At 63.8% G+C, this 22,319-nt stretch carries 11 protein-coding genes; 5 read left to right on the top strand and 6 right to left on the bottom strand.

Annotation, left to right across the window (positions count from 1 at the left end):
* Positions 1–43: 43 nt before the first annotated feature.
* From IRI77_RS00140 to IRI77_RS00150, 3 genes are all read left to right on the top strand, one after another.
* Complete coding sequence (locus IRI77_RS00140) at positions 44–1,246, top strand: Gfo/Idh/MocA family protein (RefSeq protein ID WP_194450073.1); 1,203 nt, start codon at positions 44–46, stop codon at positions 1,244–1,246.
* 239 nt (positions 1,247–1,485) lie between these two features.
* Entirely contained in the window at positions 1,486–2,226 is a 741-nt protein-coding gene (locus tag IRI77_RS00145) for a PEP-CTERM sorting domain-containing protein (protein ID WP_194450074.1), read from the top strand.
* Between the two features lie 105 nt (positions 2,227–2,331).
* Entirely contained in the window at positions 2,332–5,037 is a 2,706-nt protein-coding gene (locus tag IRI77_RS00150; protein ID WP_194450075.1) for a serine/threonine-protein kinase, read from the top strand.
* A 6-nt stretch (positions 5,038–5,043) separates the two neighbouring features.
* On the opposite strand, the gene IRI77_RS00155 is transcribed toward IRI77_RS00150, so the two are convergent.
* Complete coding sequence (locus IRI77_RS00155; RefSeq protein WP_194450076.1) at positions 5,044–10,803, bottom strand: MG2 domain-containing protein; 5,760 nt, start codon at positions 10,801–10,803, stop codon at positions 5,044–5,046.
* Between the two features lie 348 nt (positions 10,804–11,151).
* Between IRI77_RS00155 and IRI77_RS00160 the strand changes: the two genes are divergently transcribed.
* Complete coding sequence (locus IRI77_RS00160; protein ID WP_194450077.1) at positions 11,152–11,901, top strand: hypothetical protein; 750 nt, start codon at positions 11,152–11,154, stop codon at positions 11,899–11,901.
* Positions 11,902–11,956: 55 nt separating this feature from the next.
* Here the strand turns inward: IRI77_RS00160 and IRI77_RS00165 are convergent, their stop codons facing one another.
* From IRI77_RS00165 to IRI77_RS00175, 3 genes are all read right to left on the bottom strand, one after another.
* On the bottom strand, positions 11,957–14,242 hold the full coding sequence (locus tag IRI77_RS00165; RefSeq protein ID WP_194450078.1) for a response regulator: 2,286 nt from the start codon (positions 14,240–14,242) through the stop codon (positions 11,957–11,959).
* Complete coding sequence (locus IRI77_RS00170; RefSeq protein WP_194450079.1) at positions 14,239–14,856, bottom strand: thioredoxin domain-containing protein; 618 nt, start codon at positions 14,854–14,856, stop codon at positions 14,239–14,241. Before IRI77_RS00170 ends, IRI77_RS00165 begins: the two co-directional genes overlap by 4 nt.
* Positions 14,857–15,025: 169 nt before the next feature.
* Positions 15,026–16,327 carry a Gfo/Idh/MocA family protein gene (locus tag IRI77_RS00175; protein ID WP_194450080.1) on the bottom strand — a complete coding sequence of 434 codons (1,302 nt, stop codon included), beginning with the start codon at positions 16,325–16,327 and terminating at the stop codon, positions 15,026–15,028.
* On the opposite strand from IRI77_RS00175, the gene IRI77_RS00180 reads away from it, so the two are divergent.
* Positions 16,326–18,323, top strand: coding sequence for a glycosyltransferase family 39 protein (locus IRI77_RS00180; protein WP_194450081.1), 1,998 nt, complete (start codon positions 16,326–16,328; stop codon positions 18,321–18,323). The genes IRI77_RS00175 and IRI77_RS00180 overlap by 2 nt on opposite strands.
* On the opposite strand, the gene IRI77_RS00185 is transcribed toward IRI77_RS00180, so the two are convergent.
* Both IRI77_RS00185 and IRI77_RS00190 read right to left on the bottom strand, forming a co-directional pair.
* Positions 18,295–18,792: a hydrogenase maturation protease gene (locus IRI77_RS00185; protein ID WP_194450082.1), complete on the bottom strand. Its 498-nt coding sequence runs from the start codon at positions 18,790–18,792 to the stop codon at positions 18,295–18,297. The genes IRI77_RS00180 and IRI77_RS00185 overlap by 29 nt on opposite strands.
* A 47-nt stretch (positions 18,793–18,839) precedes the next feature.
* Positions 18,840–22,310, bottom strand: coding sequence for an ImcF-related family protein (locus tag IRI77_RS00190; protein ID WP_194450083.1), 3,471 nt, complete (start codon positions 22,308–22,310; stop codon positions 18,840–18,842).
* Positions 22,311–22,319: the final 9 nt, after the last annotated feature.

A 22,319-nucleotide genomic window follows, 5' to 3' on the forward strand; every position in this document is an offset into this window, starting at 1 on the left:
GCCCATGCGGCATTTCCCCATTTCCCTCGGAGATTCTCCCCCTATGTCTTCCCGCCGTGAATTCCTGCACGCCGCCGCCGCCGGTACGGGCGCTGCCCTCACCACTCCTTCGAAGGCGCTGGGCGCGAACGAGCGCATCCGCGTCGGTATCATCGGCCCCGGGGCGCGCGGCATGGAACTGATCCGCGACCTCAAGGCGTGCCCGAACACGGAACTCGTGGCTGCGGCTGACATCTACACCGGCCGCCTGGCCGCCGTGCAGAAGGCTGCTCCCGGCGTGAAGACCGTGATGGACTACCGCCGGCTGCTGGAGATGAAGGACGTCGACGCGGTGCTCATCGCCACGCCGCAGCACCTCCACTGCCAGCACTTTGTGGCCAGCCTGCAGGCGGGCAAGCACGTCTACCAGGAAAAGACGATGGCCTTCACGGTGGAGCACGCCAAGAAGATGCGCGCCGCGTACCGCGCCTCCAAGGGGCTGACCGTCCAGATCGGCCATCAGTCGTGCTCGTTCGGCGACGTCGCCGATGCCTCACAATTCACCACGCCGGCGGCGATGGGCAAGATTACCGCCGTGCATGCCCACATGTACCGCAACACGCCGCACGACAAGCCGCAGTGGTCGCGCGCCGTCAGCCCCGACATGAATCCCGAGAGCGTCCTGTGGCAGTCGTTCCTGGGCGATGCACCCAAGCGTGCTTTCGACGCCAACCGGTATGTGAACTGGCGCTTTTTCTGGGATTACTCCGGCGGGAACGTGTATGAGAATATGTGCCACCAGCTCTGTTTCTGGTACAAGATCCTGAACTTGCAGATCCCGAAGAAGGCGACGATGACCGGTGGCATCTACCTGTGGAAGGACGGCCGCGAGGTGCCCGACACGATGAACGTCGCGCTGGAGCAACCGGAAGACCTGCTGTGGTCGTGGGACTCGGGCTTTGGCAACGACTACCTGGGCTTCAGTGAAGACGTACTTGGGACCGATGGCACGGTTTCGCGGTCAGAGCGCGTCACCTACACACCGCAGGCGGTGAACCGCAAGGACGCGGCGGTGCTGCGCGGCTCCACCCCCACCGCTCCCGCCTGCCACATGAAGAACTTCGTGGAATCGATCCGTGCCAGCAGGGAGCCGAACTGCCCGTTCGACCTCGGTTTCCGGGTCGCCATCGCCTGCCGCATGACCGTGGAGAGCTACCGGCAGGGCCGGAGTGTCCGTTGGGACGCTCAGAAAGAAGAAATCGTCTAGAGAGGGGCGTCGCACGAGTTGTCAGTTTCTCGGATGAGGGGGCGAACAAGTCTCGTGAAGCTCCTGCTGTCATGCCCGCTCGGCATGCGCGGCAAGAGTTGGCGTCATACGGATAAGTATAAGTAGGAGCGGAACTTACTGGCCGATTCGTATGACATCGCCATTGAGTGGCCTGGTTCCTTCGTGATACGCTCTTAATGCTTTCGAACGGGCGTTTGAAAGCAAAGGAGGAAGGTCAATTGAAGTCAAAACCGGAAGTGTGCGCCGCGATACGGCGCACTTTGGCGGTTTCCGCCCTACTGCTGGTAGCGTTAGCCTGGAGTGCACCACAAGGGAAGGCCGCGGTAATCCTGAAGATTGACGTGGTTGAGGTCTCGGTCACCTCATATTCACCCGTGGTTGTCCTGGAAGGCGGCAGCCTCTCCATCGTGAATTCCACGGTCGGGAATGTGACAGGTCCGAAGATCGAAGGCAGCCAGGGGTTCGAGACCTGCTTCCCCTGTTACGGCCCCACTGATTTCGTCTCGAACATCCACATCGTGGCCACCAACGACGCGGGCAACTCGGGCACGTTCACCGGAAACCTGCCGGTAAAGTGGGATTTTGACCTCTCGCAAGGGCTTGGCGCCGGTCAGGTGTCGGCCCTGGGGTCGTCGTCCCTGGAGTGGAGCCTGCAGTACCTGGTCACCTCACTCGCGGATTCGACAGAGTTCACTTTCCAAACCAGCGGCTCCGGCTTCGGCAACTTCTCCGGTACTGGAGAGATCACCGGTCTCGCCGGCGTCACGCCCGCCGTCTGGGCGATCACGCTGGACATCTTGTGGCAGACGAACTCCAATGGCGCGCAGCTTGTGCTGGACATCCCCGACAAGTCTCTCGCCATGCCGGGCGCTTTGGCGTCCGTCCCAGAGCCGGGCACCTACCTGCTGATGGGTGCGGGCCTCGCCGCCGTCGCCGGCTTGCGGCGCTTCCGCCGCTAGTCTGCGAAACTGTTTGAATTGCCGGACAAAGGCCACCGCGCTGCCCGCAGCATGGCGGCCTTTTCTGTTCAGCTCCCAGCGACGAACATGAGAAACTAATCCAGAATGGATCGCTTCGCCCGGTTGGAGACGCTGTTCCACAAAGCCCGCGCGCTCTCTCGCGCAGAGCAGGGGCCGTTCCTCCAGCGCGAGGCGCCCGACGACCCCGAGTTGCAGGAAGAGGTTCTTCAACTACTTGGCGCCCACAGTGCAGCCGATCCGCGCATGGAGCCCCAACCCGATGCAGTGGCTCGCGCGGTTTCGGAGCTGGCGGGGCTGACCCAGTTCGGGGCGTACCGGGTGATCCGCCTGCTGGGCCGCGGCGGCATGGGGGCGGTCTATCTGGCTGAGCGGGCCGACGGCGAATACACGCAGAACGTGGCGCTCAAGGTGCTGGCTCCGCACCTGGCCGACGACGCCTTTGCCACACGATTCCGCACCGAACGCCAACTGCTGGCGCAGATGAACCACCCGAACATCGTGCGCTTGCTCGACGGCGGAGTGAGTGGCACGGGCGAACCGTACCTCGTGACGGAGTACATCGACGGCGAGCCGCTGGACAGCTACTGCGACCGGCTGAAGCTGAACGTTCGCGACCGCCTGCGGCTGCTGTTGGAGGTTTGCGACGCCGTCGCTCACGCGCACCACAATCTGGTGATTCACCGCGATCTGAAGCCGGCCAACATCCTGGTGGACAAGACCGGCGCCGTCAAGCTGCTGGACTTTGGAACGGCCACGCTGATCGGCTCGCGCGAGAGCACCGCGGTGACGACGCTGCCCCTGCTGACGCCTCGCTATGCGAGCCCGGAGCAACTGCGCAATGATCCTTTGAACATCGCCACCGATGTCTACTCGCTGGGCCTGATCCTGCATGAACTGCTTGGCGGGCATCGGGCCTTCACGCTTTCCAACGACCTGGCGCAGGAGTTCAGCCGGGCTACGCAGGACCTGCCGGTGCTGGCGCTGGGCTCCGTATCAACGGTGGAGGCGGCGGCGGTCCGAGGGGCGAGCCTCAGCGAACTGCGAGCATCCCTGGGTGGCGACCTGAGTGCCATTGCGTCCAAAGCAGTGGCCTATCATTTGCGCGATCGCTACCAGAGTGTGGAGGAGCTGAAGGACGACCTCAGCGCGTTTCTGGAATCGAGGCCGGTCCACGCGCGGCCGCTCACTATTACCTACCGAGCGCGCAAGTTCCTCTACCGCCGGCGCTATATGGTAGCCGCCGTGACCGCCGTGCTGCTGGCCTCCGCCGTCGGCTTCGTGGCGACTGTGCAGCAGCGGCGTCTGGCGGAGCAGCGCTTTGAGGAAGTCCGGCGCCTGGCCCGGTATCAACTGTTCGAGCTCTACGATCGGGCTGAACTGATTCCCGGCACCCTGCGGATGCGTGCCGGCATGGTGCAGCAGTCTCTCGACTATCTCGACCGCCTGTCGTCGCAACGCGACCTGGACGAGGGCTTGGCCATAGAAATCGCGCAAGGCTACCGCCGCCTGGGCGATACGCAAGGCAACTTTGCCAAGGCGACGCTGGGGAATCCCGCCTTGGCTGCGAAGATGTACGAGAAAGGCCTGGCCGTGCTCAAGCCAGTATCCGGCGGCAGCGAGCAGGCACGCCGGGCGCAGCGCGAGCTCGAAGCCAGCGCGGCGATTGCCTCGCTCACCACCAATCCCGCGGCCGGCTCGCTGCCCAAGTTCGAGCAAACGATCCAACAGCTCGAGAAGGAGGTGCAGTCGAACCCGTCGGACGACGAGAGCCGCCTGCTGCTGGGCCGTGCGCTGATTGCGGTCTTCAGTTCTCCCGAAGCCCGGGACAGCACGCGCGACGCGACCGCGGAGGTTGCCCAGAAGGGCGAAACGATCCTGCTGGAGGGGATCGACCATCAGGGCGCGCGGCAGACCTCCTTCCAACTCGCCTTGCTCGACCTCTACCGGTTGCGTGCCATCGCGCTGGCCGACAAAGCGCCGAAGGAATCGAGGGCGTGGGTGGACCGCGGCTTCCGCCTTCTGCGCGGCCTGCCTCCGGAAGTGCAGAACAGTTCCATTGCCCGCAAAGCCCGTGCTTCGTACCTGATGACCCTTTCCGCCGTAACGAATGCGGAAGGCGACTCGAAGCAGGCCCTGGCCATGATGGACGAGCCGCTGTCCATCGGCCGTGAACTGGCTCGAGACCCCGACGATCTGCAGGCCTGCGCAAATCTGGCGGTGCTGCTGGAAAATCGCGCGATGATGCGCTGGAACGTGGAAGACTACGCAGGATACCTGGCCGACTATTCAGAGTCGACGCCCCTGAACGAACGCCTGGTGAAATCGAGTGCGGGTGAACGCTTCCGCCTCTCTTACCTCTCGTCGCTGAGGAACCTGGCCTACGCCCACGACAAGCTCAAGACGCCGCAAACCGCCGCCGCTGTGCGCAAGGCTTACGACGAGCTGAAGAAGGCCGCGAGCGACGAGAGCCTGGGCTTCCGCCCCAAGGCGGACCTGGCGGACCTGCTGCTGAATCTCGGCATCGATGGAACGCAGCGGCCGGAAGAGGCCCTGACCTATGCCGAGGCGGCCGCGAAGCTGGAGCCCGGCGCCATGAACTCGTGGGAAAGCCTGGCGGAAGCCAACCGCCAACTCGGCCGCTATGACGCGGCCCTGGCTGCGATCGATCGCGCGATCGCACTGCTGGACGCCCCCAAGGATGGCGAGGCGCCCACCCTGACCTACAAGCAAACGCTGGCGAAGCGTCAGCAGATCCTCGCGCAGCAGGCCGGCGGCAGTCAGAAGAAATAGGGCGAGCTACCGCACCTTGAATGTAGCGGGCTCCACCTCCGAGAGGGCCTCCGGATTGTAGTAGTCGTATAACGTCGAAGCGGCCGCCTTCGCGGTCATCGCCAGGCGGCCGGAAAGTTGAAACGTGAGCGAAGCCCCTCCAGCGCGAGGCCAGAGGTAGAGGACCACGCGATCGGGCAGGATCTCGTAGCGCTGCAACGCGGTGGTGTCGTCGTCGAGCAGTTCTTCCAGGCTCGACCGGTCGACCTCCGCACCCGGAGGCAGGCCGATCTCGGCCAGCATCATGCCGTTGCCCCGGAAGCCGACGCGCTCCGCTTTGACCGTGCAGCGGATGGGCTGGCCCACCCGCGACTCCAGCCTGTCGTACCCCACCGAAAGGCGCAGTTCTGGCAAGGATCGGGGTTTGGTCGTGGGCCAGGGAGTCCAGTGCGTGGTCGTCATCCGCACCAACGCACCGCCGGAGCCGCCGGCCGGCGCCAGTTCCACCTGATTGGTGCCGTTGCCGAGGAAGGGTGACATGTCGATCAGGATCGGATCAGTGGACTTCGATTCCGCAGGCAGAGTGATCGTATGTACCAGCCGGCCATTCACCCGGATGCCGATGGAGCCGCCCGGCTTCGAGACGGGCCCCAGCACGGCCGAGGCTTCGGCGACCGCCCGCATGGCCCGGACCGTGGATTGAGTCGAGTGCCAACTGCCCTGCGAATCGCGATGACGCAGCAGGAACAGCAGCCCGCGCCGGATGGCCGAGTCGATGCCGGTGGTTTGTGGATGCAGGGTGCGCCAGGCGGAAAGAGCGCTGATTACCAAGCCGGTGGTCTCGGCTCGTCCGGCGATGCCCCAGCCATAGAACGGCGAGTTGGACTTGAGGTCCCAATAAAGGGCGGTGTTCTCCGGAAGGGCCAGGGCGGAGAGCCGCTCCACGGCTTTGCCGAGCAGGGACTCGTTGCCGGAATCCAGGGCAGCGAGGATGAACTGCGCCAGCATGTACGGCTCATCGGTCGAGTCTGTGAGGCGCGCCAGGTGATGGTAAGCGCCGGCCAGCGTCGTGGGCTTGAGTTGGATGCCTGCCCGCTTGGCCGCGGCCAGCGACCGTGCAACCTGGGCCGTAATCAGCGTCTGACGGCGCTCGCTCGCCGCCACGCCGCTGAGACCCTTGTTCCAGCGTCCGTCCGGCGATTGTGTGGATTCGAGCCAATGCACAAGATCCTCGATGTCTTCCTCATCCGGCTCCACATCCGGCTTGGCTGCCAACAGGAAATCCAGCACGTAGGCGGTGACGGACGCGTCGCCGTCTCCGCTGCCCCAGTAGCTGATGCCGCCGCCCGCGGCCCGGAACGAGACCAGTTGGTCGACAGCCAGCCGGATATTCTTCAGTGCCTGTGTTTCGAACTCCGGTGTGGCGCGGCCGGCCGCGCGTGCATAGTGCAAAGCGATGAGATTCGCGAAGCCGGCTGATGTCGTCTGCTCCGCGCAGCCGTGCGGGGTGATGAGGAGGGCCGCCGCGCTCTCGCTGAGTACGGTCAGGATGTTGGGATACAACCTGAGCTCGCTGGTGGTGGCGCCCGCGATGGCTGTGGCCGGGATCGTAACGGGAAACGCCGTCTTGCCCGCCGCGAGATCGCCCAGTACCTGAGTAACAGACTGCCCGTCCGGATGGACATCGGTTGTCCTCTCGATGGCGTCGCTGAGCGCGCCGCCCTGCGCCGTAATCCGCTGGGCCGCCTTGCGCCGGCTGGTCTTCGCCACAATCTCGAAGGACTGATTGTCCGTGGTGTTGGCAGGGATGGTCAGTTGCAGCCTGGTTCGGCCGCGGGCGGCGGACCAGTCGTTGGGCAGCAGGGCGACATCGACGGACAGCGCGCGATCCAGATAGTTCCGTACGGCCACCGGCATGCGTACCTCGTCCCCCTGCGTCAGCACCAGGGGCGGGTCGAAGTCGAGGAAGAAGGGTTGGAAGACGCGCAGGTCAGCCTCTGTCTCCACCTGCCGGCCGTCGAGCGTGGAGGCAATCGCGGCGACCTTCCAGGTCGTGATGCTGTCGGCCAGCGGGAAGCGTGTCGTGGCGAGACCTTGCGGATTCGTGGTCAACTCAGGTGCCCAGTAAAGCGTCTCTGGAAAGTACGTGCGGATGCGCGGAGTGGACGCCGGCCCTTGAGAAACGGCGGCTCGTGAGACTCTTGCAGATTCCGACTGCAGCATGACACTCTGCCCCTGCACAGCGAGGCTCTCACTGACAGCGCCCACCTGTAGGGTGATATCCAACTGCGTGACCTTTCCGCTGCTCACTGGAATCGCCTCGATGACATTGGTCATGAAGCCGTGAGTGGCGGCCTGAATGACATACGTTCCATCCGGCAGGGCGGGGAAGGAGTATGCTCCGTTTGGATCGCTGATTGTGATGTACTCCAGCCCCTGGGGTGTGGTGAGCACCACTTCAACCAGCGGTATCACCGCGCCCGAGGAATCCAGCACGGAACCCGTGATTTCGCCGCTGCCGCGCAGGCGAACCGGCGAACCGGCCGGAGGCTCCTTCGCGGGCACGGCGCTTTCCTCCTGCAGCAGGATCGGGAAACTCAGGATCTCGAAATCGTCCCTGGTTTCCGGCTTGCCGTCCGGACCCGAGCTGCGGAGGACAAAGACGATGAACTTGCGCGTCACGGGCGTGAAGTTGGTGCGGATTTGAGGGGTGCCGCCATAGATCTGCACTGTGCGCGTGGAGACGCGGTCGCCATATTCCGTGGACGTCCTGCTCTCCAGGCGGTAGGGATGCCCCCACGCGTCCGAGTAACGGCTCAGCTCGATGCCTCCATCGGCGAGCACTTTGTTAAACTCCTGCAGCGTCCTGGGCGGAGTCGGGGCGCTTTGGATCACCCGGCGGAGCTCCGCCTCCTCCTTCAGGAAGTAAGAGCCATAGAGAGAATCTGCGCCGAAATCATCCTCGGTATGAAACACGCGATCGGGTCCGGCGCTATAGAGATGAACGTTTCGATTTCGCTGAATGGTTTCCACCTGAATGAGATAAGCCGTCCCCCAGGGATCGTGGAGTGTGTCGACGAGAAGGCCGTTGCTGCTGAGCAGACGCCGGACCCCGGCTTCATCGGCTGGGAAGTCCTGCCGCCGGTGGAAGATCCCTGCCAGGATCCTGTGCAGCGGCAGGAAATAGGAGCGCCGGAACTCGCCGGCCACGAAATCGTCGTCGGTGCCGGACAACTGATCAGGACCCGTGGACCTGAGAAGGATGGTGCGATAGTTCCTGTGAAACCCGAATTCCGTCAGATAGGGGCGGTTCCAGGGATCGCGCTTGGCGTACCAGTCAGGACCCAGGGTCTGGGCCAGACTCGTTTCATCCGTGGGGAACTCGAATGTCTCGGTGTACCTGCTGGTGAACGTCTTCTCCATCCATTGCACGAGTGAACGAATCGACCCGAATTCAGGTCGCTCTGAAATGTCTTCGCTGGCGGTGAGAAGCGGATGCGACGAAATCTGAGCCAGCAGCGCTTCGGCCACCAGATTGAGCTCGGGATCCCGATACTGGGCCGGTTTCGCCGTCAGCAGGTCGCTCAGTTGGACCCCTCCGATTGCCCCAGAATCGCCGGATGGGCAGTACACGCAGTCGAACCACTTTCGCTGTCCGAACTCGCTGTCGGTCCGGGCGCGCTCCAGTACGGCCTGATCGACCACCGCCAAGCCCAGGGCGGCTTCCACGGGGCGGCCATCCGCTGTCTGAACACGCATCTTCAGGGCGGCTTGCTCACCGGGTTTGTAGACGGGCTGGCCGGGTTTCACCGTGAGATGCAGGTCTGACCCCTCGGGAAAGATCACCGATGTCTGACCGGCCCCAGCGCCGTAACCCGGCTCGTCTTTGGAGCGGCTGCTGCCGGTCCACGCGGCGAACGTCACGATCCCCTGGAACTCCCGCTGATACGGGAAGGTGACCTTCCCTTGATTGACGGTGATGGTCGCCACCCGGCTCGCCACCACCCGGTTGTCCACCAGGGCCTGCACCTGGACCGAGGGTGTAGCCGGCCCGCCGTCAGCTGTCTCAATCAGGATCTCCACCGGGTCGCCTGGCTGAAAAAGACTTCGCGCGATCGTAAGGCGGGCGGAGATGCCCCAATTCGGTCGAAAGTCGTTGGTCCACTTGCCTTCGATTCCGCCTGCATCTCGCGCCTTCAACTCGATTTCCCCGGCCCCGGCATCCCGGAAGGGGAGAAGCAGGCGAGCCACTCCATACCGATTCGTACGAGTCGTGTAGGCCGCCCCGGCGAGCGATGCCTCGACCGTTGTGACCGCGGGCCGCCCGTCGGCATACGATGTCGTCACGTAGACCCGGCGAGGCAGCGGTCCGGCATCCAATCCTTGCAGGACGTAGATGTGGATGGGCTCCCGCGTGAGGCGGATGTCGAAGCGCCACTGCTCGGTTCGATGCGACGCCGGATCGGTGTAGTAAGCGGCAAAGGCAACGTCCCGGTAGCGCGTCTGCTCCTCTTGCCGGAGCTCATCGAATGTCTCCTGCACATCGAGTCTGGCTTGGAAGGTGCCGTCCTCTGCCGCATCGCCTTCGGCGGCAACCGGGCTGTCGTCCTGAAGCTCGCGATCGGCCCTGCGCCGGTCGCCATGGCTCGCGCGCACGACTCTCACGTGTCCCTTGGGCACCGGTTTGCCAAACAGGAACGACCCATTGATGGCCACCACCGGCGTCTGACCCGGAAGGTAGGCTGTCCGGTCCGGCTTCACCGTCACCTGGAACTTTGGCAGCTCGTAGCGGCTCACGCGGATCGTATGTTGCGCCACCACGCGCTCGTCATTGCCGAACTTCAGTTCTATCGAGTACGCGCCCAGCGGTGCCGTCTCGGGCAGTGTCCAGTCCTCCTGGATGATGCCGAATCGGGAGGCCGTCAGCTGGGCTGTGTGCGCCCGCTGGCCGTCGCCGTCCTCTACACGCAGTGAGGCTTTTGCGCCAGCGGCCGCACGACCCTGAGGATCCAGCAGGATGGCGCGCATGTGCAGCGTTTGACCCGGTTGGTAGATGGGTTTATCGGTCTGGATGGTGGCGGTGGGTTCAACTGGGATGTCGAATTTGAGGCTGGCCTCCTGCAGGAAATCCCCGTTTTTCGCGGTAATGCTCACCTTGGCGGTGTGGTCTCCGTCTTCCGGAAGAGTGGGTGGCAGGCTGAACGCGAACTCCATAAAACCGCGGCCTTGCTTCTCCACCCGGACGGGGCCCTGCGTCCGCTGTCCAACCTCCAGGCGGGCGGTCCAGTCGAGGTCCTCGAGAGGCTCGCGGGTACTGGGATGGACGGCCTGTGCGTGGAAAAGCACGGTGCTGCCTGGATGCAACGTTCCGGCCTGGGTCGCCTTCAGCTCGAAGACATGACTGGCTATCCGGGCGATGCCAACAATGCCGGATTGCGGAGGAAACGCGCGCGCATCCTGGGTCCGCGGGGATAGCGAGTAGCGCAACCGAAGCCAGATCGACGAGGCCGGCAGCGGCAACGGTACCTCGAGCCGGTTCTGCCCTGCCTGAATCCGCACCTCTGTCTGCGAAGCGTGCAGGATGGTGTCTTCCCTGTTGAGCCACGATAGCGTGAGCGTCGCACCCACCTCGTGATCCATCTGGCTCCGCACGGGGATCCTCACCACCGTGGAATGCCCCTTCAGGAACGACTGGATCTCCGGCTCGCTAATTGTGACGGACGACTGCGCGCCCGCCGGCAACAGGGACAGGAATAGCGCAGCGGCAGCAAACACGATGAAGCGCATATTGTTTCAAATATGGAAATACTTCCGTATTTCCCGCACTAACCTCAAGTAACGCCAGAATACGCCGGGAAAAGCGGATTAGCAAGCGGGAAAGCGCCCTAGCCGCCTGTGGCTCAATGGCTTGGCGGCAAAGCCCCAGTTTGGGTGGATGGCTATCTTGTGATATTCCCTGAGAGATTTCGGTTCGTGTTAGCGCCTTGTGGGCGTAGTGTAAAGAACCACTGGGTTCCGGTCTTCCAGGCCGGATTATCAACCATCATCGCGCTGCAGGCGGCACCGGGTCAGGACGCCGTTGGTGTGCGCGGTCAACCGTAGTAGAGGTGACTACCTATGTCGACGAGTTTGCAAATGACAATGACGCGCCGCGCGTGCGTGTTGTCGCTGGGATGCCTGGCTCTCCTGCTGCCGCTCCCAGCGCAGCAGCAGCGGATGATTCGAAGCATCGTCCGCTATCGCCTGAAGCCGGATCGCATCAACGATTTCAACGCGGTCATGCGCGAGCGTGCCGCGCTGCTGAAGAAGGCCGGCTCAGAGCGCTACTTCACGGTGTGGGTGGCGCAATCGGGACCGCGTGAAGTGGGGATTGTGCGCTTCCACCAGAAATGGTCCGAGCTCACGACCAGCCCGGATCCGAAGATGGCGGAGCATGCGGCCGCCATGGCGAATCTCACCAGCCGCATGAATGCGTGCATCGAGAGCATGGAGCGCATTATCGACGAAATTCAACCTGACATCTCGTTGCCGAGGCCGGGAACGCCGCCTCCGTTCGTCCAGTCTGGCAAACTGCGCGCCGAACCCGGAAAGTTGAACGACGTTCTGGCGATGCTGAAGGAGGAGACGTTGCCTGCGGTGAAGAAGGGTGGAGCAACCACGTGGGGTGTGGCTCGCACGAGATTTGGCGCGCCGACGAATGAGATCCACACCTATACCGGCATGAGCGGCTGGAGTGAACTCGATCAGCCTAGCGCCATCCGGAAGGCCCTGGGCGAAGAGGGCTTTCAGAAATATCTGGCCAAAATGGGTTCGATGCTGACCAGCGTGGAATACACCATCTACTCGCTGAATGCTGAGATGAGCCACATGCCGCCGGCTCAGTAAGCAGGTTGGCTCCGGGCTCGGCGTGGCGGCTCTCGCTCCACCGAGCCCGGAATTCTCACGAGTCCGTTTTTTGTTTGGAATCGCTGGTGGGCCTGTAGCGCAGCAGGACCTCCGCCAGTTGGTCCAACTGGATCGGTTTCGCGACATAGTCGTCCATGCCTGCGGCCAGGCACCGCTCCCGGTCACCTTTCAGCGCGCTGGCCGTCATGGCGATGATCGGCACATGGCCCTCGTTACCCTGCAGCCGGCGGAGTTCCACCGCGGTCTCATACCCATCCATCACCGGCATCTGGCAATCCATCAGCACCAGATCGTATGCACTTCGCGTCCAGGCATCCAGCACCGCCCTGCCGTCCTGCGCCAGCTCATAGGTGCACCCCAGCTTTTCGAGGAAGCGCCGCGCCACCATCTGGTTCACAGGATTGTCCTCGGCGACCAGCACCTTCAGCCCCAGCGCCTCCCGCCCGACTGGTTGGAGGGCCATATCTTCCGGTTCTGGCGCGTGGCCGAGGACTGAGATCAGGCATTCGAACAGTTTCCGTTTGCGCGTCGGCTTCGGCAGGTACGCAGCGAAGCCGATCTCTAGCGCTTCAGTCCGATAGGACTTGTCGACATAGGAAGTGAGCAGCACCAGCGGCATTTTCCTGTACGCCGGATTCAAAAGAATCTCCCGCGCCAGTTGCATGCCGTTCATGACAGGCATGCCGAAGTCCAGAATGGCGGCCTGGATGGGTCGATGGTTCGATGCCGCCTCGGCTAGCCGGCTGAGGGCGGCCGCCGGGGTTTCGGCCAGCACCACCTCCGCCCCGAACTCCTGCAGCCAATGCTCGACGATATGGAGATTGGTTTCGTTGTCGTCCACCACCAGCAGTCGCACCCCGGCGAGCTGGTTTGCGGCGGGCGGAGAATCGCCTGAGATAGTCTGGCCCGCGGGCAGCGGCAGGTCAAAGCGGAAGATTGAGCCCTTGCCCGGCTTGCTGGAGAATCCAATCGAACCGCCCATCAGCTCCGTCAGCCGCTTTGAGATGGCCAGGCCCAGGCCGGTTCCGCCGAAACGCCGGGTGGTCGAGCCATCCGCCTGTGTGAACGACTCAAATAGCTTCGATTGCACCGCCGGATCGATCCCGATGCCCGTATCGCGGATTTCAAAGCGAACCGGAGCGGGTTCCGCTGCTCCGGCCGCCGGCACAACCCGGACAGCGACTTCGCCGTGATCGGTGAACTTGATGGCATTGCCCAGCAGATTGGTCAGGATCTGCCGGATCCTTGCGCAGTCGCCGTAGACAAAGTGGGGCAGCTTGGGGCTGACGAAGTAGCTGACCTCGATACTCTTCGCGTGCGCCGGGCTGGAGAGGAGTTCCACTACCTCTTCCACCAACTCCTGCAGATTGAACTCCACTTCGTCCAGATCAAGCTTGCCCGCTTCGATTTTGGAGAAGTCGAGGATGTCGTTGACCACGCCCAGGAGTGCTTCGCCGGAGTGGCGCACCATATCCGCATACCAGCGCTGCTCGGAGCTCAGCGGCGTCTCCAGCAGCAGACTTGCCATGCCGATCACTCCGTTCATCGGAGTGCGGATCTCGTGACTCATGTTGGCCAGGAACTGCGCTTTCAACCGTGTGCTCTCCAGCGCCTGGTCGCGCGCGACAACGAGTTCCGAGTTCGCTTTCGACAACGCTTCGCGGCTGGCGTAGAGTTCCGACGTCCGCTGCCGCACGCGCTGCTCAATCGCTTCCTGCGTCTCTTCCAGTTCCGCCTGGCGCGTCGCGATCTCCGCTGTGTCGCGCTCACTGTGCAGGCAGGCCATGATCAGCACGACGTCCTCGAAGACGACCCAGGCGGTATGCTCCAGGCTGCGCCACAAACTGGCCGACACGACGCCGTATACGGAGTAGGGCAGCCACAGGCCGCGCGCGAAGTGATCGGCGACCACGACCGCCGAAGCCGTGACCAGCACGCGCCAGTCGCGGTAGAAGGCGAGAAACGCCAGTGAGCCGAAGATGTGAAAGTGGGTCTCGATCCGTCCGCCGGTGAAGTGGATGAGCAGCGAGCCCATCAGCATCTGCGCGGCGCCGATGACATGCCGGGTCAAGACCGCTCCGGGCTTTCGTATTGCGAGGAATACGGGCAGGCTGGCGACCAGGGCGCCCAGGAATAGAGCAACCCAGATGTGGAGGTGGGTCGACTTCACCCGGCCGTCCCAGGCGATGGGCGAGACCAGCATGGCCAGGAGAATCCCGAAGTGCCACTCGAATACCAGGAGAACCGCCAGCATCCGGTCGGTCCGGACATGCAGGCGATGCTGGTGCTTCCGGAAGAGTTCGGCGGCCCGCTCGTTCATGAGCCCCCCAGCAGCGAACAGCCGAAGACCGGCGCCTGGACGGTGCCCAGCCGACCCGTCCGGACAAAGGACAAGATGGCACTGTGGCCTATGTTCAGGCCTTCATGCCCGCGGCTTGGGGTAATGCCGCCGCTGAAGCGCAGTTGGCCGTCGGGACTATACAGGAAGACCTGGCCGGAGGTGCGGGCGCCCCAGATCGCGGCCTCGTCCGGTGCGGAATCCAGATGAACCTGAACGCCAGGGATCGCACGAGCCATGGCAATTGAGGCGGATTGTGAGTCAAGGACCCCGGTGACCGCCAGGAAAATGATGTGCGCCGCCAGGCGGCCCGCCGCTTCGCCTTGGATCCGTTCCAGTTCGCGTAGACTGGCCCGTGTGCAGGGGCAACCAGGGTGCGCCAGCATGACCAGCGTGGGCCTCGTCATGTCGCGAGCAAAACTCGAGGCCGCCGGCCAGGCCCGGTGCAGTTCCGCTGACTTGCCGGGCTGAAGCTGGTGCGCGGCGAGCACTGCCAGCCCCGCGACGGTGAGGACCCCCCAGACGCCTACACCAAGGGCAGTGGCTGCCCGGCCGGCCAGGAACCCACGTCCGGCAGTTTTTTGTCCTTGAAACAATACTTATTGATCGACAATCTGGTCCTGGGAGTTTAGGTACTGTTTCAAACGACCGCAGCCCGAGTTCGCCCGGCGCCGGCGCCCCGGCCTCCGTTCTTGGCGTAGCTCCCTACCTTTCAGGGAGTTACAGGGATCAGCCGCCTGCGGTCGAAACTCCAAAGGTCCACACTCAGCCCTCGCTGACGCGATTCGTGGCAAAGTCCCAGGTCAGTTTGCGGCCCTTACGGTAGGCCATATTCGCCAGATGCGCGGCCCCGGCGGCGGCGTGGCCCTCGGTTGCGTTTTCGCGGCTTGGCTTCGATTCGCGGATGCTCTGGATGAAATAGGACCCGTGTCCGGGGCCGGCCTCCACGGGAATCACCTTCGGTTCCGGCCTGGCCGGCCGTGGTTTGTCGGCATCCCTTGATTTCAGGTACTCGTCCCTGGTGGCCTTCGAGAGAGCGGACGAGCCGTACATCTGGATATCGTAGTCTTCCGGCTCCGGTGTGATCGTGATGCCTGACGCCTCCAGCGTCAGCGTCCCCTTCTCGCCGAAGATCTGCATCGCTGGCGACCGCGACGAATTGTTGAGATTCACGCTGACCTGGGCGATGAAGCCCTCTTTGTACTCGAACAGCGACTCCATCACATCGGGTACGGTGCGCCCGTCCTTCCAGCGGTAGAGCCCGCCCTGCGAGACAGCGGAGACCGGCGCCTGCACGTTCATTACCTCGTGCATTGTCGTGAGCAGGTGGACAAACAAATCGGTGGCGACTCCGCCCGAATACTCCCACCAGCAGCGCCACCGGAAGAACACTTCGGGGCTGAATGCCCGCTTCGGCGCGGAGCCGAGGAAGCGGTCCCAATCGATGGTCTTGAGCGAGGCGTCCGGCGGTACCGGGTAGACCCAGGCGCCTTCCTTGGAGTTGCGGTACTGCATCATCCGCACCTGCCGTACGGCGCCCAACTCGCCTGCTGCCACCAGTTCCCGCGTTTTGGCGACCAGCGTGGTTGTCTTTCCGCCGCTGCCGACCATCAGCACCTTGCCGGCCTTCTTCTCGGCGGCAATGATCTCCGGACCCTCCTGCAGCGACCAGGTCATCGGCTTCTCGATGTAGACGTGCTTGCCGGCGGACAGCGTCTCCAGGGTCATCTGCTTATGCCAGTGGTCCGGTACGGCGATGACGATTGCATCGAGATCCTTACGCCCGATCACGTCCTCATAGCGCTTGGTGGTCAGAATCTTGCCCTGCGTGAACTCTTTGGCATGATCCAGATGCCCGTCGTAGAGATCGGCGGCGATGACGGGATTCACCCCTGGTATCTGAGAGAACTCTTCCAGCAGTTGGGATCCGCGGATGCCCACGCCGACGAAACCGAGATTCACCGTGTCGCTGGGAGCGGCCGTGGCGGCCCGGGCTGGAGCGGAGTCGACCAGGCGGTAGATGGTGGCGGCCCCGGCGGAGTTCAGAAAGGTGCGTCTGGAAGGCATGCGCGGAGTATACCGCAGCGCGGCGGCCGGACGAGAGGCGTCTCCGCTATACTGGCCCTTCCGGACGACCATGCTCGAATATCTTCCCTTAGCGGCGTTCCTGCTGCTGTTTCAGGTAGTTAGAAGCCGGCTCAAACGCCTGCGCCTCGCCTTTCTGGCGGCAGCTACGGTGTGGACGGCGTTCACCGTTGTCGTGACGGAAGCGCTTGGCGCGTTCCACGCCCTGCAACGGACCGCGCTTGCCTCTATCTGGCTGGCGGCCTGCGCGGGCCTGGCTTTGATCCTGTTCCGAAGTCGCTCGAGGCCAGCCTCGTTATGGAGCCTGGTGAGGGCAGAATGGCGGGCGATGGACCCCTGGACGCGAGCGCTGGCCGGTGTCTCCGCCCTGTTGGCCGTGATCCTCGGCGTCACCGCCTTGAACTGCGCTCCGAACACCTACGACGTCATGGCCTACCACATGCCACGCGTCATGGTCTGGCTGCAGAACCGGACCCTCGAGTTCTTCCCCACCCATATGGCGAACATGAACTTCATGCCGCCTGGTAACGAGATCATTCAATTGAACTTTGCCGTCCTGGGGCAGGACGATCAGCTCGCCAATGCCACCCAATGGTTCGCCTGGATTGGGGCTCTGGCCGCCGTCTCGCTTTCGCTGCAACTGCTAGGCGCCGAACGCCGCGGGCAGTGGATGGGTTTGTTTCTGGCTGCGACACTCCCGCAGGGTATCCTGGTCGCGACCGGGGCTAAGAATGACGTCACTGTCACGTTTTGGCTTATGGCTGCGTTCGCGTTCGCCCTGGTGTTCGAGCAGGAAGCCACCCGCCGCCATGCGGCGCTGCTGGCTTTGGCCGCGGCCCTGTCGCTACTCACTAAGTCCTTATCGTGGTTTCTCCTACCTGCCTTCGGCCTCTGTCTCCTGGTGGCCTGGAAGCGCAACGCCTGGATGGCTTTGTTCCGTCAATCGGGCGTGATGATCGCCTTGATTGTGCTGGTCGCCGGACCGTTCTGGCTCCGCAGTTACCGCGAATATGGCAGCATCACCGGGCCGCGTATCGGCAATCGCGACATGCTATTCGGCTATGAATGCGAGCGGTTCACCGCCACCGGCATCGCTGCCAACGTCATCCGGAACCTCGCCGTCCAGTTCAATACAGGCCCGGACCGCCTCCACCAGTCCCTCGACAACGGCTTTCGCTCAGCCGTCAGCGGCCTGGGTGAGGATCCCGACGACCAGCGGTCGCTTTGGCCGGGATCCCGTTTCCACCTTCAACCTTTCTATTGGGGCGAAGGCGGCATGTCGAACACGGCCCATCTCCTCTTATGTATAGGACTCGCCCTGGTGGCTGTACCCGGGTGGCGCAAGCCGGACGGCCGTCTGATCCTGGCCCTTTGGGCTTCGGCCGTTGTGGCCTTTCTTCTGTTTAGCGGCTACCTGAGGTGGCAGCCCTGGCATACCCGGCTACACCTGCCGATCTTCGTCTTTGCGGCGATCCCGGCGGGCTGGATGCTTGGCGGCCTGCCCTCCAAGTGGACGGCGGCCCCGGTGCTGGTGCTCTTCGGCGGGGTTGCGCTTTACGCTTCGACCCAGAATACCCTCCGGCCACTGACCGGTCCGTACAGTATCTTTGACGTAAATCGCACGGCCACCCTCTTCTCGGAGCGCCGCGCCGACGGGCCATCCTACGAGGCGGCAAGCTCCTCCATTGCCAACAGCGGCTGCCGAAAGGTCGCCGTGATCGGCGGCCGCAGCCACTTCTATTACCCGGCGTTCGTCCTGCTGGGCGGGTTCACCGGCGAGCGCGAGATCCGCTTTCTCCGCCAGGAAGGGACCAAAGTGGAGCCGGCGGACTACCAGCCCTGCGCCCTCTTCTGCGTGGAATGCGCCAGGATCCAGGACCGCGCGCGGTTGATGCGGCAATTCGACTTCCAAGTCCAGGACTTCGCCGACCATCAGGTGGGGCTGAAGGCTAACGCCGCGCCCGCGCCGGGGCGATAGTCAGCTTCCGCCACTCGGCCTCGATCGCATCCAGCAACGCCGGCATGGCGGCGGCCACGGGAGGCGACAGGGTAGCGGCCCACTCAAAGCTTTCCGCCTCCAGGCCCATCAGAATCAGCTTCTCCGGGAGACACTTCAGCACCCGGCCTAGCTTCACCGCCTGCGCGAGCCCCAGGCCGTGGGTGGAACAGCGAGCGGCCTCCGGTTGGAACGCCGCGTCGGCGGAGTCGATGCGGATCAGCGTGCCCGGGGGTGTCTTGCGGCTCGAGATCGCGTCCACGACGATCACGCTTTCCGCCTGCTGCCAGGCATCCAGCATTTCCGAAGTTTCACCCTGCACGTTGCGCACCGGGATCCTGCGATCTTCCAGCGCCGAGGCGCAGAGCGGACCAATGGCGTCGTCGCCACGATCCATGTGGCCGCAACACAGCAGCAGCGCGCGATACTTCTTCGCTTTCGCGCCAGGCATGAAGCTGTGGCGATGTTACGCAGAATTCCGGCCGGCCGCAAGCGGCTTTATTTCGCGACTTCGCCCACGCAGCGCAGCCCGCGCCAGTAGCCTTTCATGAAAATCGGCGGGGCCGACTCCATGCTCAGGTCGAAGCGGACGGTGAGAGGCTTACCGTTGGGCAGCTTCATCGCTTCCTTGCCCGCGCGGATGATCCACGACACCGAGTATCCGTTGCCCGAAGGCTGGAACTGCTCGGCTTCCGTGAAGAAGTGGAACGGCGCCCAGACGCCGTCCTTGTCGAACCAGGTGATGTCCGTACTGCCGGCGAAGCGCACGCCCGCCTTCGCCTCGTGCGCACCCGGACCCTGCCAGGTGAAGCGTTTTGGCGTCGAGTCGCCCGCGCCAAACGTGGCCGCCTGACCGTCCAGCCGCAGCGACAGGCTCTGGATCCCCTCGCTCTGCGCCGGCTTCAGCGTATACGCCACATGCGGGTCCTTCGAGTCGCCCGCATAGAGGGCATCCGACAATGCCGCCGCCTGGTTGAAGAAGGAGACAAACGCCGGATTCAGGTTGATGCCGCCCGCCGGGTTGGGCACATACTGCTGGCCCTGCTTCTGCATCAGCTTCGACAGGCTGGTCTCGTAGAACACCCATAGCGCCCCATCCGGCTTGTGCAGCAGTCCGTTCACCTCGGCCAGCGTGGCTTCCGACGTCGCGTTCGGATCGAACGGATACTTGTTCCAAACCGCGCTCATCTGCGCGCACACACCCTTGCCCTTGCCGTTCAGCTCCGCCGGACCCAAACCGCGCAGCAGCCCTTCAATGTTAGTGATCGGATCCTCAAGCAGTTTCTGGACCTGCGCCTCGACGTGACCGTCGGGATCCAGCCGGAATGTCTGCGCCAGTTGCCGCGCGGCCAGCTTTGCCGTGGACGCGTTGCCCAGGATCTGTCCGGCCACCGCTTCATTTGGAGCGGGCTGCCCCACAATGCTCTCCAGCGAGGTCTGCAGCCCGATGAGGGCGTTCATGTAGTTCTGATTCGGCGGCGCAATGTAGCGGTCCGTACTGGCCGGCGGCACCACGGCCTGCGCCGGCTGGAAGACTTCCGCTACCGCCGGCCCGTCCACGGCCGTATTCTGCGAGATCAGCCACAGCAGCGCCAGTAGCGGCGACTGATTGCCCGCCAGCAGCGTCAGCTTCTTGGAGGCATCCGCGATATTGGCATAGCGCTGCACGGAGGCGGCGCGCAGGAACGCCCGCCACTCGCCGGTGAAGTCGGTATTGTACTTCTGCTGTAGTTGCTCGATCAGCTTGGCGCGGTCGATCTTCGACGTGACCTGGTCGCCCAGCACCCACTGCTCGCCGCTGAAATACCGGTCGGGGTTCTTAATCGCCCCCTTCATGAACTCCCAGCCCGCCTTCGTGAAGGCGGACTGCACTTCACGCTGATCGGTCATCGCCTGGTCGGCGCCGGGAAAGCGCTTGTGATAGTTGATGGGCGGCCCGCTCTTGGCGGCGTCGGCCAGCATGGCGCGATAGACCCGCATCAGATCGCCGAACTGCACCAGGTAGTGGCGGGCGGTCTCAATCGTCGCCGCGTCGTTCTCGTTTGTGTACGGATTCTCGGCCTGCAGCGCCTGGGCGTAATACTCAAACTGATCCTGCGCCAGTTTCATGCGTTCCGCATCGACGCCGCGGTCCTCGCTCCAGAACTTCATCAGTACCGGTGTCAGGAAGGCGGCTGAACTCTTGTCATGGTGGGCCGTCGTGATGAGATAGGCCTTCAACGCGTCGTAGGTCGGGTTGTAATCGGGCCCGGGGGCCGGCGGCAGCTTCCGCAGGAACGTCAGGATCGATGCCTGGGTCTGCCCGAACAACAATTGCCGGAAGCGGTCGAAGTACACCTTGCGCGCCGGTTGATAGAGGCTGTCGCCCGTGTAGAGCCCCCAATGGAAGCTCCAGGGGGAGCCGTCGCGCTTGTAGGTATCCAGCGTGATGAGCGTATTGCGCAGCGTGTCCAGTTTGCGCAGCGCGTCGGCTGAGGGCAGGTCTGCTCCGGTCGACTCCGCGGAGTTGATCCCCTTGGCGGCCTCCAGCACCCGCGCCTCCAGGGCGTGGTTCCGCACGTAGGAAACGATCATCCCGATGCTCATCACCAGGCAGAAGAAGGACGCCAGGGCCAGTCCCACGCGCCGCACCGAGTTTGTCTTGGTGCTGGACGTGCTGCCTCCCAAGGCAAGCTGGTCAGCCAACATCACGTCGTGGAACAGCGCGCCCAGGAAGGTCCACTGAGGCACACGCCGGCTGGTGACCATCGGAGCCTGTTGCCCCTGCGGCTTGTTGGCCTCGAGACCGACACGGAAAATGGTAGTCGCCTTGGGCACGCCGCCCTGGGCGGAGCCCGGAGCCGCCAGGTCAGTCGTCCCCGTGAACTCCTGGATCACCACCGGCCGCACTCCAGAGAAGTAGAATCCGCGCAGGTACGGTCCGGTCGAAAGCTGGCTGGGCCGGCACAAGTCGAGCAGGAACTGCACGATGGGCGCCTGCAGCTTGCGGAACTCGCGTGGGAATTCGTAAGTCGGGGGCAGGGCATTGGCGTCGTTCTCGCGAGCCAGCAATGGAGGCCGATAGTTGGCGAGTTCCTTGAACAGGCCCTCAAGGGCGGCCGAGATTCGGGCTGTCTGTTCTTCCCCGTACGTCCTGGCCTGCTGGCTGGCGGAAAGCGGCAGTGTCGCGCCCAGCGCCCGGCTCACCTCTTCGTTGCTCAGGTTGCGGACATACTCCAGGAAGCCGGGAATGCGGTCCATGCGGGTGAACAGCGCGTAAACCGGCAGATTGATGCCCAGGTCTTCGCTGAGGGCGGCCAGCCGCTGCCGGAGCTTCTTGGCCGTCGCCGCGGCCGTCTCCGCGCCGCCCGGATGCGCAAAAGTCTCGGCATCAAAGCAGACCAACGCCGCGCGCGGCGCCGTGCCGCCCTTGCCAAAGATCCCCGCGAGCCGGGCCGGTCGCAGGCCCCGGATGAGCCGGTTCCACAGCGCTTTGTCCTGCGTCAGCGCTCCGCCGGCCTCCACCATGGCGATGCCGTTGGCAAACCAGATGTTGGCGACCCGTGTAGGCGTGACGATATTGTCCTGGTGGACGCGGCCGGCCACCAGTTCCGGATCGATGCCGGAACTCAGCACCACGCTCGTTTTCGCGCTGCCCGGTTCGCCGGCGATCAGTACGACAGGCGTAGTTGCGAGCCCCGTCGATTTCCCGTTCCTGGCAGCGGTGAGCCGCTTTTCAGCTTCCCGCAGCAGAGTGGCGATCTCGTCGCCCTCGTTGGCGTCCATCCCCTCTTCGAGTTCCCGTTCCCGTTTGGCCTTGCGCCGGAAGAACCAGATGACAAAGCCGGCCGTGAGCAGGCCGATGATCCAGAGAGAGATCCGCAGGCCCCACAGCACTCCGCCGTGCAGCCCCAGCCACGAGCCGATGAACCAGGCAAGAACCAGCCAGAGCAGGAGGATCAGGATCGTAATGAGAACGACTTTTCGCATCGTGAACTC

The sequence above is a fragment of the Paludibaculum fermentans genome, from assembly GCF_015277775.1.
Lineage (GTDB): Bacteria > Acidobacteriota > Terriglobia > Bryobacterales > Bryobacteraceae > Paludibaculum > Paludibaculum fermentans.